The sequence below is a fragment of the Streptomyces sp. NPDC015130 genome, from assembly GCF_043080005.1.
In the GTDB taxonomy this organism is placed as follows: Bacteria; Actinomycetota; Actinomycetes; order Streptomycetales; family Streptomycetaceae; genus Streptomyces.
This window is the reverse complement of sequence record NZ_JBIBVC010000001.1, coordinates 38923-52967: the sequence shown is the minus strand read 5'-3', so window position 1 is coordinate 52967 and position 14045 is coordinate 38923. Positions and strand designations below refer to the sequence as shown.

The window sequence follows — 14045 nt, the reverse complement described above, 5'->3', positions numbered from 1 at the left end:
GGGTGAGGGATGTCTCTCCGGTGTCGCTCCGGTGTCCTTCCGGAGCCCTCCGGGCGCCCCCGACGGCGGGTCGAACCTCTGTGCGGCCGGGCCGGGGCTCAGCCCCGTCGGGCCTCCGCCATGCGCTGCTCGGCGATCCGGTCGGACGCGGCGGCCGGCGGAATGCCGTCAGCCTTCGCACGTGCGAAGATTTCGAGGGTGGTGTCGAAGATCTTCGTCGCCTTCACCTTGCAGCGGTCGAAGTCGAAGCCGTGCAGCTCGTCGGCGACCTGGATCACGCCACCGGCGTTGACCACGTAGTCGGGCGCGTAGAGGATCCCGCGCTCCATGAGGTCCTTCTCGATGCCGGGGTGGGCGAGCTGGTTGTTGGCCGCGCCGCAGACGATGCTCGCGGTGATGAACGGGACGGTCTCCTCGTTCAGGGCGCCGCCCAGCGCGCAGGGCGCGTAGATGTCCAGGCCCTCGACGCGGATCAGCGCGTCGGTGTCGGCGACGACGGTGACCTGCGGGTGCTTGTCGGTGATCCGGCGGACCGACTCCTCGCGCACGTCGGTGATGACGACCTCGGCGCCGTCCTCCAGGAGGTGCTCGACGAGGTAGTGGCCGACCTTGCCGACGCCCGCGACGCCGACCTTGCGGCCGCGCAGCGTCGGGTCGCCCCACAGGGTCTGCGCGGAGGCGCGCATGCCCTGGAAGACGCCGAAGGCGGTGAGGACCGAGGAGTCGCCGGCGCCGCCGTTCTCGGGGGAGCGGCCGGTGGTCCACTTGTTCTCGCGGGCGACGACGTCCATGTCGACGACGTAGGTGCCGACGTCGCAGGCCGTGACGTAGCGGCCGCCGAGGGACGCCACCATGCGCCCGTAGGCGAGCAGCAGCTCGTCCGTCTTGATCTTCTCCGGGTCCCCGATGATGACGGCCTTGCCGCCGCCGTGGTCGAGGCCGGCCATGGCGTTCTTGTACGACATGCCGCGCGAGAGGTTGAGCGCGTCGGCGATCGCCTCGGCCTCGGTGGCGTACGGGTAGAAGCGGGTTCCGCCGAGGGCCGGGCCCAGGGCGGTGGAGTGGATGGCGATGACGGCCTTGAGGCCGGTGGCACGGTCCTGGCAGAGCACGACTTGCTCGTGGCCACCCTGCTCCGAGTGGAACAGGGTGTGCAGCACGTCTGCGGGAACGACAGGAACGCCGGTCACATCGGTCACGGTGGTGACTCCCAAGTACGAAGCGGCGGTTGCGGCCCTCCCTGCGGGTGGGGGAGGACCAGTTCGGCAAGAGAGTAAGTCCTACCTGTGCGTAGATCGGCAGCAGTGCTCAGGATCACCCTCTGTACTCCGGGATCATCCCCTCCGGGAGTGCCTCCGTGGAAGGATTCGCCGCATGTCGGTCGCCTCCTCGGTCCTCGTCCCCTATGCGTCCTATCTGCGGGTGTACGAGCCGCTGGCCGCGTTTCCGGAGCCGGAGCGGAGTCACTGGGCGCGGTACGCGCGCCGGCCGCGCACCCCGGGGGCGCAGGAGGAGCTGCGGCGCTCGCTGGCCGACCTCCTGTCGACGCCCCCGGTGCCGGTGCCGGTCCAGGAGAGCGGGGAGGCGTTCGTCGCACATCTGGACGGGGTGGTGGTGATCTGCCCGTGGCGGACCCGGCTGCGGAGCTGGCTGGCCGTCGAGGAGCTGGTGGCCGACGGGTATCCGGGGCCGGTGCTGGACGCGATGCTGCCGCCGGTCGTGCGCTCGCAGATCGCCGGTGACTACGAGCGCTGGCTGTCCGGGAACCCGGACGCGCGGCCGTGGATCCGTACGGCGGTCTGGCAGGTGCCGCTGCGCTGGTTCGCGCTCTTCGGGGACGAGGACCGGCGGTACGAGCCGGGGGTGCCGGCCGGCGAGGGCGGGACGGAGCCGGGGCGGCCGCCGGTGCTGCGTTACCGGACGACGATGGCGCAGGCGCGGCGGCGGCTGGCCCGGGCGCTGCGGGCCCTGCGGGAGTCGATCGAGGAGGGCCCGATGACGGAGGGCCTGGTCGACGTGGGCCGGTGGCTGGAGGAGTTCCATCCGCGGGCGCTCGTGGAGCTGGACTTCGGCGGCCTGGTGCACGCGGTCGGGGAGGAGTGGCTGGCGGCGGAGCGGTCGGCGGCGGAGATGGCGGAGGGGATCGCGGCGCTGCGGGCGGGGGACGGCGAGCGGGCCGGCGAGGTCTACGGGCGGCTGGCGGAGCGCTGGCGGGTCGTCAGGGACCTGCGGGGCGCGAACTGACATCAGTCGGGCATCTTCGTCAGGTCGCCATCGACAAGACATGTCCGGCTGGGGTAAATGATCTTCAGGCATCCGGACCGATCGGCTCCGGGTGCCTCCCGGCTCTCCCGGCGCGTGCTGCGCGCCGGGGTCTTTCGGCACATGGGTGACGAGGACGTTGGTCCCGATCCGGGCCTTTGGCTCAAGCGTGACGGACAGCACTTAACGCACCCTTGCGTCCATCACCCATCCTCGTGCCAAAATAGGACAAGGAGTCCGGGGAGGGTTCCTTCCGCCCAAGTTTGGGCGGAACGCTCAGCATTGCACTCTATGGGGGGTCTGAGGACTCCTGATCGCCCTGTGACTGATCGTCACAGGCGCGTGACTGTCCGTTATGGCATGGTCCATCGACTTCCGCCGCTGATGAACACCTGCGAGGGCAATTCCATCGGTTTGGCCGACGTGGCTGGACGGATGGTGTAGTTGTAGTGCCGAGGACAAGCCGTTCGTCCTATAACCGACTCGACCCGCTTCTGCCATTTCGGGCAACGCGGGTCAAGGTGCAGAATTTAGAGGAAAGAACCGAGATTGGTTCGGTTCTCCGAGGAGGCCGCTCATGACCGCTCGCACCCCTGATGCCGAGCCGCTGCTGACCCCTGCCGAGGTTGCCACGATGTTCCGTGTGGACCCGAAGACGGTGACCCGTTGGGCGAAGGCGGGCAAGCTCACGTCCATCCGCACCCTGGGTGGGCACCGCCGTTACCGCGAGGCCGAGGTTCGCGCACTGCTCGCGGGTATTCCGCAGCAGCGCAGCGAGGCCTGAGGCTCGCTCAACACCCCGCAGCACCCTGTAACACCGGGCCTGTCCGGATCCCCCAATCCGGTCGCCCACCCCTAGTACTGCCGACGGATTCCTGCCCCAACAGGCCTTCGTCAACGATCGCGCTGGACTCCGCCGGGTCTGGCGCGATCTTTTTTGTGCCCTGCGCCACTCCGTCGCCTGGTGGTGCAATTGCACATATTAAATCGGGCCGGTGTAGGAGGGGTGTAAGTGAAGGGGTTCCTGAAACTCTTTCGGTGACTCCCGTCACACCGGCGAAGCCTTGCCAATCACCAGCCTGCCACTCGCGGGAACGCTTCCAACCCGCCGTTGGTCATGGGTCGGTGGGACTTTCGTCCCCCTCGGGCCCCTCGTCCTCCTCGGGGTCGGGAAGCTCCATGACGAGCCGCAGGAGGCGATGGCAGACCGCGCAGCGGTCCGTGACGTGTCCGAACCGGGAAGCGGCCGCCAGATGGGCACGCAGCAGCGCACGCGTGTCGTGCCGTGCCGCTGACGCCGCCGCCATGCGCCACCACCTCCGCCGGGGCTCCGACTCCCTGAGTCCGGGGTACCGGCGGGCGCCCCGCGCCGTCAATACACGGCGCATACACCCGGGAACACGACGAAGGCCCGCATCTCGCGATGCGGGCCTTCGTTGAAGCGACTCTGACGGGACTTGAACCCGCGACCTCCACCTTGACAGGGTGGCGAGCTAACCAACTGCTCCACAGAGCCTTGCTCGCAGCCTCTCGTGAGCGGCTGCGAGACAGACTGTACAGCAGGTCAGGGGGTGCGGTCGAACTCGCCGTCGGGCAGGCGGGACTTTCGCAACACGCCCTAGGGCGCCGCCGCGTCGATCGCCTTCACGATCCGCTTGTCCGAGACCGGGTGGGCCGTGCCCAGCGCGTGCGCGAAATAGCTCACCCGCAGCTCCTCGATCATCCAGCGGATGTCGGTCACCTCGGTCGGCACCGGGCGGCCCTTCGGGAGCTGTTCGAGCAGCCACGCGTACTCGTCGAGCATCTCGTGGACCTTCTCCATCCGGGTGGTGTCCCGCTGGACCCCGGTCGCCATCTGCTGGAGCCGCCGGTCCACCGCCACCAGATAGCGCATCAGGTCCGGCAGCCGCTTGAGCCCCGTTCGGGTGACGAAGCCCGCCGGCACCAGCCAGGCCAGCTGCTCGCGCACGTCCGTGAGGTTGTTGATCAGGGCCAGGCTGTTCGTCGACTTCAGCCGGCGCTGGCAGGCCTGCCAGGCCGCCAGGATCTGCTGGACCTGACCCACCGTCCGGACCGTCGTGTCCACGAGGTCCGCGCGGACCTTGTCGTACAGCTTCCGGAAGGACTCCTCGTCCCAGGCCGGGCCGCCGTGGTCGGCGATCAGCTTGTCGGCCGCGGCGGTGGCGCAGTCGTCGAACAGCGCCTGTATCGAACCGTGCGGGTTCGAGGACAGCGCCAGCTTCTGCTGGTTGGTCAGCTTGTCCGAGGCGAACTTCGCCGGGTTCACCGGGATGTTCAGCATGATCAGCTTCCGGGTGCCCCGCCACATCGCCTGCGCCTGCTCGGCCTCCGTGTCGAAGAGCCGCACGGCCACGCTCTCGCCCTCGTCCACGAGCGCCGGGTACGCCTTGACCGGCTGCCCGGCCCGCCGGGTCTCGAAGACCTTCGTGAGGGCGCCGATCGTCCAGTCCTTGAGGCCCGTGCGCTCCAGGGAGGGCCCGGAGCCGTCCCGGCCGCCCGTGGCCGCCGCGGCAGCCTGCGAGAGCGCCTTGCGGGCCTTGGGGCGCAGCTGGAGCCGCAGCGCCTCCAGGTCCTTGTCCTCGGCCAGCTTGCGGCGCCGCTCGTCGACGATCCGGAAGGTCACCTTGAGGTGCTCGGGCACCTTCGCCCAGTCGAAGTCCTCGGCGGTGACCGGGACGCCGACCATCCGCTGCAGCTCCCGGGCGAGCGCGCCCGCCAGCGGCTCCTGCACGGGCACGACGGCGTCGAGGAAGCGGCTCGCGAAGTTCGGCGCCGGGACGTAGTGGCGGCGGATCGGCTTCGGCAGGGAACGGATCAGCTCCGTGACGACCTCCGCGCGCAGACCCGGGATCTGCCACTCGAAGCCCTCGTCCGTCACCTGGTTGAGCACCTGGAGCGGTACGTGGACGGTGACGCCGTCCGCGTCCGCGCCCGGCTCGAACTGGTAGGTCACGCGGAACTTCAGCGGGCCCTGCCGCCACGAGTCGGGGTAGTCGTCCTTGGTGACGGCCCCCGCCTTCTCGTTGATGAGCATCTCGCGCTCGAAGTCGAGGAACTCCGCCGCAGAGCCTCCTTCGTGGAGCTTGTGCTTCCACCAGGAGTCGAAGTGGGCGCCGGACACGACGTGCTCGGGGACGCGCTTGTCGTAGAAGTCGAAGAGCGTCTCGTCGTCGACGAGGATGTCCCGGCGCCGGGCCCGGTGCTCCAGCTCCTCGACCTCGGTGAGCAGCTTGCGGTTGTCGGCGAAGAACTTGTGGTGGGTCCGCCAGTCGCCCTCGACCAGGGCGTTCCGGATGAACAGGTCGCGGGAGACCTCCGGGTCGATCCGGCCGTAGTTCACCTTGCGGTCGGCGACGATCGGCACGCCGTACAGCGTCACCTTCTCGAAGGCCATCACGGCCGCCTGGTCCTTCTCCCAGTGCGGCTCGCTGTACGTCTTCTTCACCAGGTGCTGGGCGAGCGGCTCGATCCACTCGGGCTCGATCCGGGCGTTGACCCGGGCCCAGAGCCGCGAGGTCTCGACCAGCTCGGCCGACATGACGAAGCGCGGGGGCTTCTTGAAGAGCGCGGAGCCGGGGAAGATCGCGAACTTCGCGTTCCGCGCGCCCAGGTACTCGCCGCCCCGGCCGCCCTCGCGGCGGGAGCCGTCCTTCGCCCCGTCCTTGGACTCCTTCACGTCCTTCAGACCGATGTGGGACAGCAGGCCGGCGAGGAGCGAGACGTGCACGGACTGCTCCGGCGCGTCCTCCTCGTTGAGGTGGATGCCCATCTGCTTGGCGACGGTCCGCAGCTGCGCGTAGATGTCCTGCCACTCGCGGATGCGCAGGAAGTTCAGGTACTCCTGCTTGCACATCCGGCGGAAGGAGCTGGAGCCGCGCTCCTTCTGCTGCTCGCGGACGTACCGCCACAGGTTCAGGAAGGCGAGGAAGTCGCTCGTCTCGTCCTTGAAGCGGGCGTGCTGCTGGTCGGCCTGCGCCTGCTTCTCGGAGGGCCGCTCGCGCGGGTCCTGGATGGAGAGCGCGGCCGCGATGACCATGACCTCGCGGACACAGCCGTTCTTCTCGGCCTCCAGGACCATCCGGGCGAGCCGGGGGTCCACGGGCAGCTGGGAGAGCTTCCGGCCCTGCTGGGTGAGCCGCTTCTTGGGGTCCTTCTCGTTCGGGTCGATCGCCCCCAGCTCCTGGAGGAGCTGGACGCCGTCCCGGATGTTGCGGTGGTCCGGCGGGTCGATGAAGGGGAACTTCTCGATGTCGCCGAGCCCGGCGGCGGTCATCTGGAGGATGACGGAGGCCAGGTTCGTCCGGAGGATCTCGGCGTCCGTGAACTCCGGGCGGGTGAGGAAGTCGTCCTCGGAGTACAGCCGGATGCAGATGCCGTCGCTCGTACGGCCGCAGCGGCCCTTGCGCTGGTTGGCGCTGGCCTGGCTGACCGGCTCGATCGGCAGGCGCTGGACCTTGGTGCGGTGCGAGTAGCGCGAGATGCGGGCGGTGCCCGGGTCGATCACGTACTTGATGCCGGGGACGGTCAGCGAGGTCTCGGCGACGTTCGTCGCGAGGACGATCCGGCGGCCGGAGTGGGCCTGGAAGACGCGGTGCTGCTCGGCGTGGGAGAGCCGGGCGTACAGCGGCAGGATCTCCGTGTTGAAGAGGTTCCTCTTGGTGAGCGCGTCCGCGGTGTCGCGGATCTCGCGCTCGCCGGAGAGGAAGACCAGGACGTCGCCCGGGCCCTCCTTCTGCAGTTCGTCGACGGCGTCGCAGATCGCGGTGATCTGGTCCCGGTCGGACTCCTCGGAGTCCTCCTCCAGGAGCGGCCGGTAGCGGACCTCGACCGGGTACGTACGGCCGCTGACCTCGACGATCGGAGCTTCGCCGAAGTGGCGTGAGAAGCGCTCCGGGTCGATCGTCGCGGAGGTGATGACGACCTTGAGGTCGGGGCGCTTCGGCAGCAGCTGGGCCAGATAGCCGAGCAGGAAGTCGATGTTGAGGGACCGCTCGTGGGCCTCGTCGATGATGATCGTGTCGTAGGCGCGCAGCTCGCGGTCCGTCTGGATCTCGGCGAGCAGGATGCCGTCCGTCATCAGCTTCACGAAGGTCGCGTCGGGGTTCACCTGGTCGGTGAAGCGGACCTTCCAGCCGACGGCCTCGCCCAGCGGGGTCCGCAGCTCCTCGGCCACGCGCTCGGCGACCGTGCGGGCGGCGATCCGGCGGGGCTGCGTGTGCCCGATCATGCCCCGGACGCCCCGGCCCAGCTCCATGCAGATCTTCGGGATCTGGGTCGTCTTGCCCGACCCCGTCTCACCGGCGACGATCACGACCTGGTGGTCGCGTATCGCCTCCAGGATCTCGTCCTTCTTCTGCGAGACGGGCAGCTGCTCGGGGTACGTGATCGCGGGCACACGGCCGGCACGCGCGTCGACGCGCTCCTTGGCCTTGGCCGCCTCGGCGGCGATCTCGTCCAGGACGGCCTCACGGGCCTCGGGCTTACGGATGCGGCGGGCGCCTTCGAGACGACGGCCGAGCCGGTGGGAGTCCCGCAGCGAGACCTCGGCCAGGACGGACTGGAGGGCGGCGAAGGAAGTAGACATACGGATCCCAGGATCGCACCTGCGGCCGAGAAGCGGCGAACCGATTTCCGGGTGGGGGGTGCGTACTATTTCGGGCACGTCGACCGGACCCGAGAGGTATCGCATGTTCCGCACCACCCGCGCCCTGGCGGTCCTCGCCGCCCTGGCGGGTCTGGTGCTGGGCCTGCTGGTGCACGGGACGGGGCAGACCGCGTCCGCGGCCCTCGCTCCGAGCATCTCCCCCGCCCCCGGCGCTGCCCCGGTCATGGGTGCCGTCGTGCCGGGCTGCGATCCGGGCCACGCCATCACCGGGGCCTCGGGTCCCGTCGTACCGCCGCGCCCCGGCGGCTGCGCGGAGCTGCTGCCCGCACCGGCCGCCGACCGGACGCCGTCCTCGGCCCGGCACGGGGAGCCGGCGGGGCGGGGGAGCACGCCGGGGCGGGAGCCGCCCGAGCGCGTGGCGCCGTCACCCGTGGAGCTGTCGACCCTGATGAGGGTGTAGACGGACGGCCGCACCGAGCCGTCCCTCTCGTTCGCCCTTCCCTCTCCCTCCTCAGGAGCACTTCCGCATGTCCACGTCCAAGTCCAAGCCGATCGTGATCGTCTCCGCGGTGGCGGCCGCCGCCGTACTGCTCGGCGTCGTCTCCTACACCGCCACCGCCCCGTCCTCCGGCGGCGCGGGAGGCTCCTCCGCCGTCGCCGAGGTCTCCGCGGACCCGTCCGCCGGCGTCTACCCCGAGCTGGAGGCGTACGCCCGTCGCGACGCCGCCGACAAGCTCGCCCTGGGCCGGGCCGACGCGCCCGTCGTCCTCATCGAGTACGCCGACTTCAAGTGCGGCTACTGCGGGAAGTTCGCCCGGGACACCGAGCCGGTCCTCGTGAAGAAGTACGTGGACGAGGGCGTCCTGCGCATCGAGTGGCGGAACTTCCCGATCTTCGGCGAGGAGTCGGAGGCCGTCGCCCGCGCCTCCTGGGCGGCCGGGCAGCAGGGCCGGTTCTGGGAGTTCCACAAGGCCGCGTACGCCGAGGGCGCCAAGGAGAAGGGCTTCGGGAAGGACCGCCTCGCGGCCCTCGCGAAGGAGGCCGGCGTCCCCGACGCGGCCCGGTTCGCCAAGGACACGGACGGGACGGCGGCCCGTGCGGCGGTCAGGAAGGACCAGGAGCAGGGGTACGCGCTCGGCGCCACCTCCACGCCGTCCTTCCTGGTCAACGGGCGCCCGATCGCCGGAGCGCAGCCCCTGGAGACCTTCACCGAGGCCATCGAGGCGGCGGCGAAGAGCGCCGCCGCGAAGGGCGAGCGGTGACCTCCGGCATCGGGTACTTCGCCGCGTTCCTCGGCGGTCTGCTCGCCCTCCTCAGCCCGTGCAGCGCCCTGCTCCTGCCGGCCTTCTTCGCGTATTCGATCGACACGCGCGCGAAGCTGGTGGCCAGGACCGGCATCCTCTACGCGGGCCTGGCCACCACCCTCGTGCCGCTGGGCGCGGCCGGTTCCCTCGCGGGCCGGTTCTTCTACGGCAACCGCGACCTCCTGGTGACCGTCGGCGGCTGGCTGATCGTCGCGCTCGGCGTCCTCCAGCTCCTCGGCCTGGGCTTCGCCTCCCGCCGCATCGCCGAGGCGAGCGGCCGGATCAGGCCCACCTCGGCGCTCTCCGTCTACGCCCTCGGCCTGGTCTACGGCCTCGCGGGCTTCTGCGCGGGCCCGATCCTGGGCAGCGTCCTGACGGTGGCGGCGCTGAGCGGCAGCCCGGTGTACGGCGGGCTGCTCCTCGCCGTGTACGCGCTGGGGATGGCCGTCCCGCTCTTCGTCCTCGCGCTGCTCTGGGAGCGGTTCGACCTGGGCCGACGGCGCTGGCTGCGCGGCCGGCCGCTCCGGGTCGGCCCCCTCACGCTCCACTCGACCTCGGTCCTCTCGGGCCTGTTCTTCATCGCCCTCGGCACGCTCTTCCTCGTCTTCGACGGGACGACGGCGCTGCCGGGGCTGCTCTCGGTGGACGCCTCGTTCGCGGTGGAGCAGCGGGTGGCCGAGCTGGGGCGGGCGGTGCCGGACTGGGCGCTGCTCGTCGCGGTGGTGGCCGTGGTGGCGGGGGCACTCGCGCTGCGGGGCCGGCGGGGGAGCCGCACGCGGGAGCGCGAGGAGGCGTGACCGTCCACGGGGAGGGGGCGCGGGCCCCTTCCCCGTATGGACCCGTCCCGGGAACCCGTACGAACTCGTCCTGGAAGAACCGGGAACGGCGGGGAACGACGAAGGCCCCGTTCTTGCGAACGGGGCCTTCTGTTTGTGGCTGGGGCCGGGGTCGAACCGGCGACCTATCGCTTTTCAGGCGATCGCTCGTACCAACTGAGCTACCCAGCCACGAAGCTGTTTCCAGCTTCAGCGACTCTGACGGGACTTGAACCCGCGACCTCCACCTTGACAGGGTGGCGAGCTAACCAACTGCTCCACAGAGCCTTGCGTGGTGCGAGAGCAAGTCTCGCACACGTTTACTGCGTACCCCCAACGGGATTCGAACCCGTGCTACCGCCTTGAAAGGGCGGCGTCCTGGGCCACTAGACGATGAGGGCTAAGGGCCCACCTGCGCACTTCTCAGTGCGTCGGGGACGTGAGAAGCATATGGGATGTCGGCCGCGATCGCCAAAACGGTTTCCGCGCACCCCCGGCGAGTCCCCCTGACGGGGGGACAATGGGCGCGTGCTGGAGATGACGCGCGAGGAGTTCGAGGAACTTGTCGCCGAGGCCCTGGACCGGATCCCTCCGGAACTCGCCCGGCTGATGGACAACGTCGCGGTGTTCGTGGAGGACGAGCCCGCCCCGGACGATCCCGAGCTGCTCGGGCTGTACGAGGGAACGCCGCTGACCGAGCGCGGCGAGTGGTACGCCGGGGTGCTGCCGGACCGGATCACGATCTACCGGGGGCCGACGCTGCGGATGTGCGAGTCGCGGGAGGACGTCGTCGCCGAGACCGAGATCACGGTGGTGCACGAGATCGCCCACCACTTCGGCATCGACGACGAGCGGCTGCACGCGCTGGGCTACGGCTGAGCCGGGGCGTGTCCCTTGCGGCGCCGAGGGAGTTGGGCAGGACGACGCGTTCCTTCCCTGCCTGTTGTGTCCTGGAGGTGCCCCCGTGCGCCATTTGCCCACCCGTTTGCCCGCCCGCGTGCGATGGGTCGCCGCGGCGCTGGCCGTCGCCGCCTGCGCCGGTCTGAGCGGCTGTATGAGTGTGAGTGACGAGGGGGCGAAGCCGGCGCCCGGCGCGTCCGGGGGGAAGCGCGGTGTGGCGGCCGAGGCCGCGGGCGGCGCCGGCAGCCAGGACGGGGGCGGCGGCTCCTGGGACGGGGGCTCGGAGCACGGCGGGCCCGAGCCGGACGGCGCGGGCGGGAAGTCCCCGGTGCCGAGCGGCTCGCCGACGGGCTCCGCGAAGCCCTCGCCGGGCGCGGTGGCGCCCTCGACGGGGCCGGTCGGCACCGACGGCTCCTCGAAGCCCGGGGAGGCGGGCGGCGGGGCCGGCGGCGCGGGCGGCGGTCAGGGCTCGGGCGGGGGTCCTGTCGACGGAGGCAGCGGCGGGAGCGGCGGGAACGGCGGGAGCGGGGGCGCCGGCGGGAACGGGGACAGCGGGGGCAGCGGCGGCGGTGACGGCGGCGCGGGGAGCGGTGACAACGGCGGCGGGGCCGGCGGCCCGGGCGGCGGCGGGGTGACCCCGACGCCGGAGCCGACGCCGAACCCGACCACGGAACCCACCCCGGAGCCGACCACGGAACCCACCCCGGAGCCGACGCCGGAGCCGACCTCGAACCCCACCGATCCGCCGACCCCGGGGCCCGAGACCCAGCTGGGCGCGATGCGGGCCGCGGACGGGCCGGGAGCCCCTTCGGAGCCGTCCGCGTCACCGCAGGTCGGGCCGGTGTGACGTAGTCCGGTTTGCCATAGGTGGGGGAGGGTGCGTATGGTGGTAGATCGTTTGATCCCATTGCCCGGCGCCGACACAGAAGAGCGCCGTGTGGCGCGTACTCTCCCTAGCCGTGGCTGACCGCATTGAGGCGGTCGATTTGCGAATTCACGGAGTTGACGGGCGCGTGCCGAGACTCCGGAAGGTTTCGCATTTCGCATGTCCATTTTCAGTTCTGACCACGCCGTCATGCCCGAGAACGACGAGATCGTCGAGGCCGTAGTGGCCACCGAGAGCGTCGAGACGGCTGTCATCGAGGCCGACGACATGATCGACGCCGTCGACGGCGACGACCTCGGCACCGACGCGGACGACTCCGCCCAGGAGCCCGCCGAGCCCACCATCACCTTCGGCGACCTCGGTCTGCCCGAGGGCGTCGTGCGCAAGCTCGCGCAGAACGGCGTGACGACCCCCTTCCCGATCCAGGCGGCGACCATCCCGGACGCCCTGGCCGGCAAGGACATCCTCGGCCGTGGCCGCACCGGCTCCGGCAAGACCCTCTCCTTCGGTCTCCCGCTGCTCGCCACCCTGGCCGGCGGTCACACCGACAAGAAGAAGCCCCGCGGCGTCATCCTCACCCCGACCCGTGAGCTCGCGATGCAGGTCGCGGACGCCCTCCAGCCCTACGGCGACGTGCTCGGCCTCAAGATGAAGGTCGTCTGCGGCGGTACGTCCATGGGCAACCAGATCTACGCGCTCGAGCGCGGCGTCGACATCCTCGTCGCCACCCCGGGCCGTCTCCGCGACATCATCAACCGCGGCGCCTGCTCCCTGGAGAACGTCCAGATCGCCGTCCTCGACGAGGCCGACCAGATGGCCGACCTGGGCTTCCTGCCCGAGGTCACCGAGCTCCTCGACCAGGTCCCGGTCGGCGGCCAGCGCCTCCTCTTCTCCGCCACCCTGGAGAACGAGATCGACAGCCTGGTCAAGCGCTACCTGGTGGACCCGATCACGCACGAGGTCGACCCGTCCGCCGGTGCCGTCACGACCATGACGCACCACGTCCTCGTCGTGAAGCCGAAGGACAAGGCCCCGGTCACCGCGGCGATCGCCGCCCGCAAGGGCCGCACCATCATCTTCGTCCGCACCCAGCTGGGCGCCGACCGCATCGCCGAGCAGCTCCGCGACTCCGGCGTGAAGGCCGACGCGCTGCACGGCGGCATGACCCAGGGCGCCCGTACGCGGACCCTGGCCGACTTCAAGGACGGCTACGTCAACGCGCTCGTCGCGACCGACGTCGCCGCCCGAGGCATCCACGTCGACGGCATCGACCTGGTCCTCAACGTGGACCCGGCCGGCGACCACAAGGACTACCTGCACCGCTCGGGCCGCACCGCCCGCGCCGGCCGCTCCGGTGTCGTGGTCTCCCTGGCCCTGCCGCACCAGCGCCGCCAGATCTTCCGTCTGATGGAGGACGCGGGCGTCGACGCCTCGCGCCACATCGTCGGCGGTGCCGGCGCGTTCGACCCCGAGGTCGCCGAGATCACCGGCGCCCGTTCGCTGACCGAGGTCCAGGCCGACTCCGCGAACAACTCGGCCAAGCAGGCCGAGCGCGAGGTCGTCGACCTGACCAAGCAGCTGGAGCGCCTGCAGCGCCGCGCCGTCGAGCTCCGCGAGGAGGCCGACCGCCTGGTGGCCCGCGCCGCCCGTGAGCGCGGCGAGGACCCCGAGGCCGCTGTCGCCGAGGTCACCGAGGCCGCCGAGGCCGAGGTCGCCGCGGCCGCCGTCGAGGCCGAGCGTGCCGCTCGCGCCGAGGAGCAGCGCCGTGAGGAGCGCCCGGCGTTCCGCGACGAGCGCGGCAACTACGAGCGCCGTGACCGTGGCGGCGACCGCGGTGGCGACCGTGGCGGCTACCGCCGCGACGACCGCCCCTCGGGTGGCTTCCGTCGTGACAACGACCGTCCGTCCGGTGGTTTCCGCCGCGATGACCGTCCGTCGGGTGGCTTCAACCGTGACGACCGTGGCGGCCGTTCTTTCGAGCGTCGTGACAACGACCGTCCGTCCGGTGGTTTCCGCCGTGACGACCGTCCGTCGGGTGGCTTCAACCGTGACGACCGCGGTGGCCGTTCTTTCGAGCGTCGTGACAACGACCGTCCGTCCGGTGGTTTCCGCCGCGATGACCGTCCGTCGGGTGGCTTCAACCGTGACGACCGCGGTGGCCGTTCTTTCGAGCGTCGTGACAACGACCGTCCGTCCGGTGGTTTCCGCCGTGACGACCGTCCGTCGGGTGGCTTCAACCGTGACGACCGCGG

The 14045-nt window shown here is 70.8% G+C and carries 11 protein-coding genes and 4 tRNA genes; 8 read left to right on the top strand and 7 right to left on the bottom strand.

The genetic code is table 11. The features are described from left to right. Positions 1-98: 98 nt before the first annotated feature. The gene (locus ACF08F_RS00220; RefSeq protein WP_392296262.1) at positions 99-1199 is read right to left on the bottom strand and encodes a Leu/Phe/Val dehydrogenase; all 1101 of its coding nucleotides are present in this window, start codon (positions 1197-1199) and stop codon (positions 99-101) included. Positions 1200-1374: 175 nt separating this feature from the next. Between ACF08F_RS00220 and ACF08F_RS00215 the strand changes: the two genes are divergently transcribed. Both ACF08F_RS00215 and bldC read left to right on the top strand, forming a co-directional pair. Beyond that, positions 1375-2244 (top strand): hypothetical protein, encoded by an 870-nt coding sequence (locus ACF08F_RS00215; RefSeq protein ID WP_392296261.1) that lies wholly within the window; start codon positions 1375-1377, stop codon positions 2242-2244. Positions 2245-2839: 595 nt separating this feature from the next. Next, complete coding sequence (gene bldC, locus ACF08F_RS00210) at positions 2840-3046, top strand: developmental transcriptional regulator BldC (RefSeq protein WP_003949541.1); 207 nt, start codon at positions 2840-2842, stop codon at positions 3044-3046. Between the two features lie 331 nt (positions 3047-3377). Here bldC and ACF08F_RS00205 read toward each other — a convergent pair whose 3' ends face one another. The 3 genes from ACF08F_RS00205 to hrpA form a co-directional block, all read right to left on the bottom strand. Continuing rightward, on the bottom strand, positions 3378-3569 hold the full coding sequence (locus ACF08F_RS00205) for a DUF6274 family protein (RefSeq protein WP_392296260.1): 192 nt from the start codon (positions 3567-3569) through the stop codon (positions 3378-3380). 135 nt (positions 3570-3704) lie between these two features. Then, a tRNA-Asp gene (locus ACF08F_RS00200) sits at positions 3705-3778 on the bottom strand. 102 nt (positions 3779-3880) lie between these two features. Beyond that, positions 3881-7867 (bottom strand): ATP-dependent RNA helicase HrpA, encoded by a 3987-nt coding sequence (gene hrpA, locus ACF08F_RS00195; protein ID WP_392296259.1) that lies wholly within the window; start codon positions 7865-7867, stop codon positions 3881-3883. A 103-nt stretch (positions 7868-7970) separates the two neighbouring features. Here hrpA and ACF08F_RS00190 point away from each other — a divergent pair, with 103 nt between their 5' ends. The 3 genes from ACF08F_RS00190 (at position 7971) to ACF08F_RS00180 (ending at position 9989) form a co-directional block, all read left to right on the top strand. Next, the gene (locus tag ACF08F_RS00190) at positions 7971-8348 is read left to right on the top strand and encodes a hypothetical protein (protein ID WP_392296258.1); all 378 of its coding nucleotides are present in this window, start codon (positions 7971-7973) and stop codon (positions 8346-8348) included. 67 nt (positions 8349-8415) lie between these two features. Continuing rightward, positions 8416-9150 carry a DsbA family protein gene (locus ACF08F_RS00185; RefSeq protein WP_392296257.1) on the top strand — a complete coding sequence of 245 codons (735 nt, stop codon included), beginning with the start codon at positions 8416-8418 and terminating at the stop codon, positions 9148-9150. Then, complete coding sequence (locus ACF08F_RS00180; protein WP_392296256.1) at positions 9147-9989, top strand: cytochrome c biogenesis CcdA family protein; 843 nt, start codon at positions 9147-9149, stop codon at positions 9987-9989. Before ACF08F_RS00185 ends, ACF08F_RS00180 begins: the two co-directional genes overlap by 4 nt. Before the next feature lie 136 nt (positions 9990-10125). Here ACF08F_RS00180 and ACF08F_RS00175 read toward each other — a convergent pair. The 3 genes from ACF08F_RS00175 to ACF08F_RS00165 form a co-directional block, all read right to left on the bottom strand. Continuing rightward, positions 10126-10199: transfer RNA gene (locus tag ACF08F_RS00175), tRNA-Phe, on the bottom strand. Positions 10200-10221: 22 nt separating this feature from the next. Then, a tRNA-Asp gene (locus ACF08F_RS00170) sits at positions 10222-10295 on the bottom strand. A gap of 40 nt (positions 10296-10335) precedes the next feature. Then, positions 10336-10408: transfer RNA gene (locus tag ACF08F_RS00165), tRNA-Glu, on the bottom strand. A gap of 127 nt (positions 10409-10535) precedes the next feature. On the opposite strand from ACF08F_RS00165, the gene ACF08F_RS00160 reads away from it, so the two are divergent. The 3 genes from ACF08F_RS00160 to ACF08F_RS00150 form a co-directional block, all read left to right on the top strand. Further along, positions 10536-10886, top strand: coding sequence for a metallopeptidase family protein (locus ACF08F_RS00160; protein ID WP_055642303.1), 351 nt, complete (start codon positions 10536-10538; stop codon positions 10884-10886). 175 nt (positions 10887-11061) lie between these two features. After that, positions 11062-11754: a hypothetical protein gene (locus ACF08F_RS00155; RefSeq protein ID WP_392296255.1), complete on the top strand. Its 693-nt coding sequence runs from the start codon at positions 11062-11064 to the stop codon at positions 11752-11754. Between the two features lie 198 nt (positions 11755-11952). Further along, positions 11953-14045 (top strand): DEAD/DEAH box helicase (locus ACF08F_RS00150; protein WP_392296254.1); only part of this gene is annotated, 2093 nt, incomplete at its 3' end.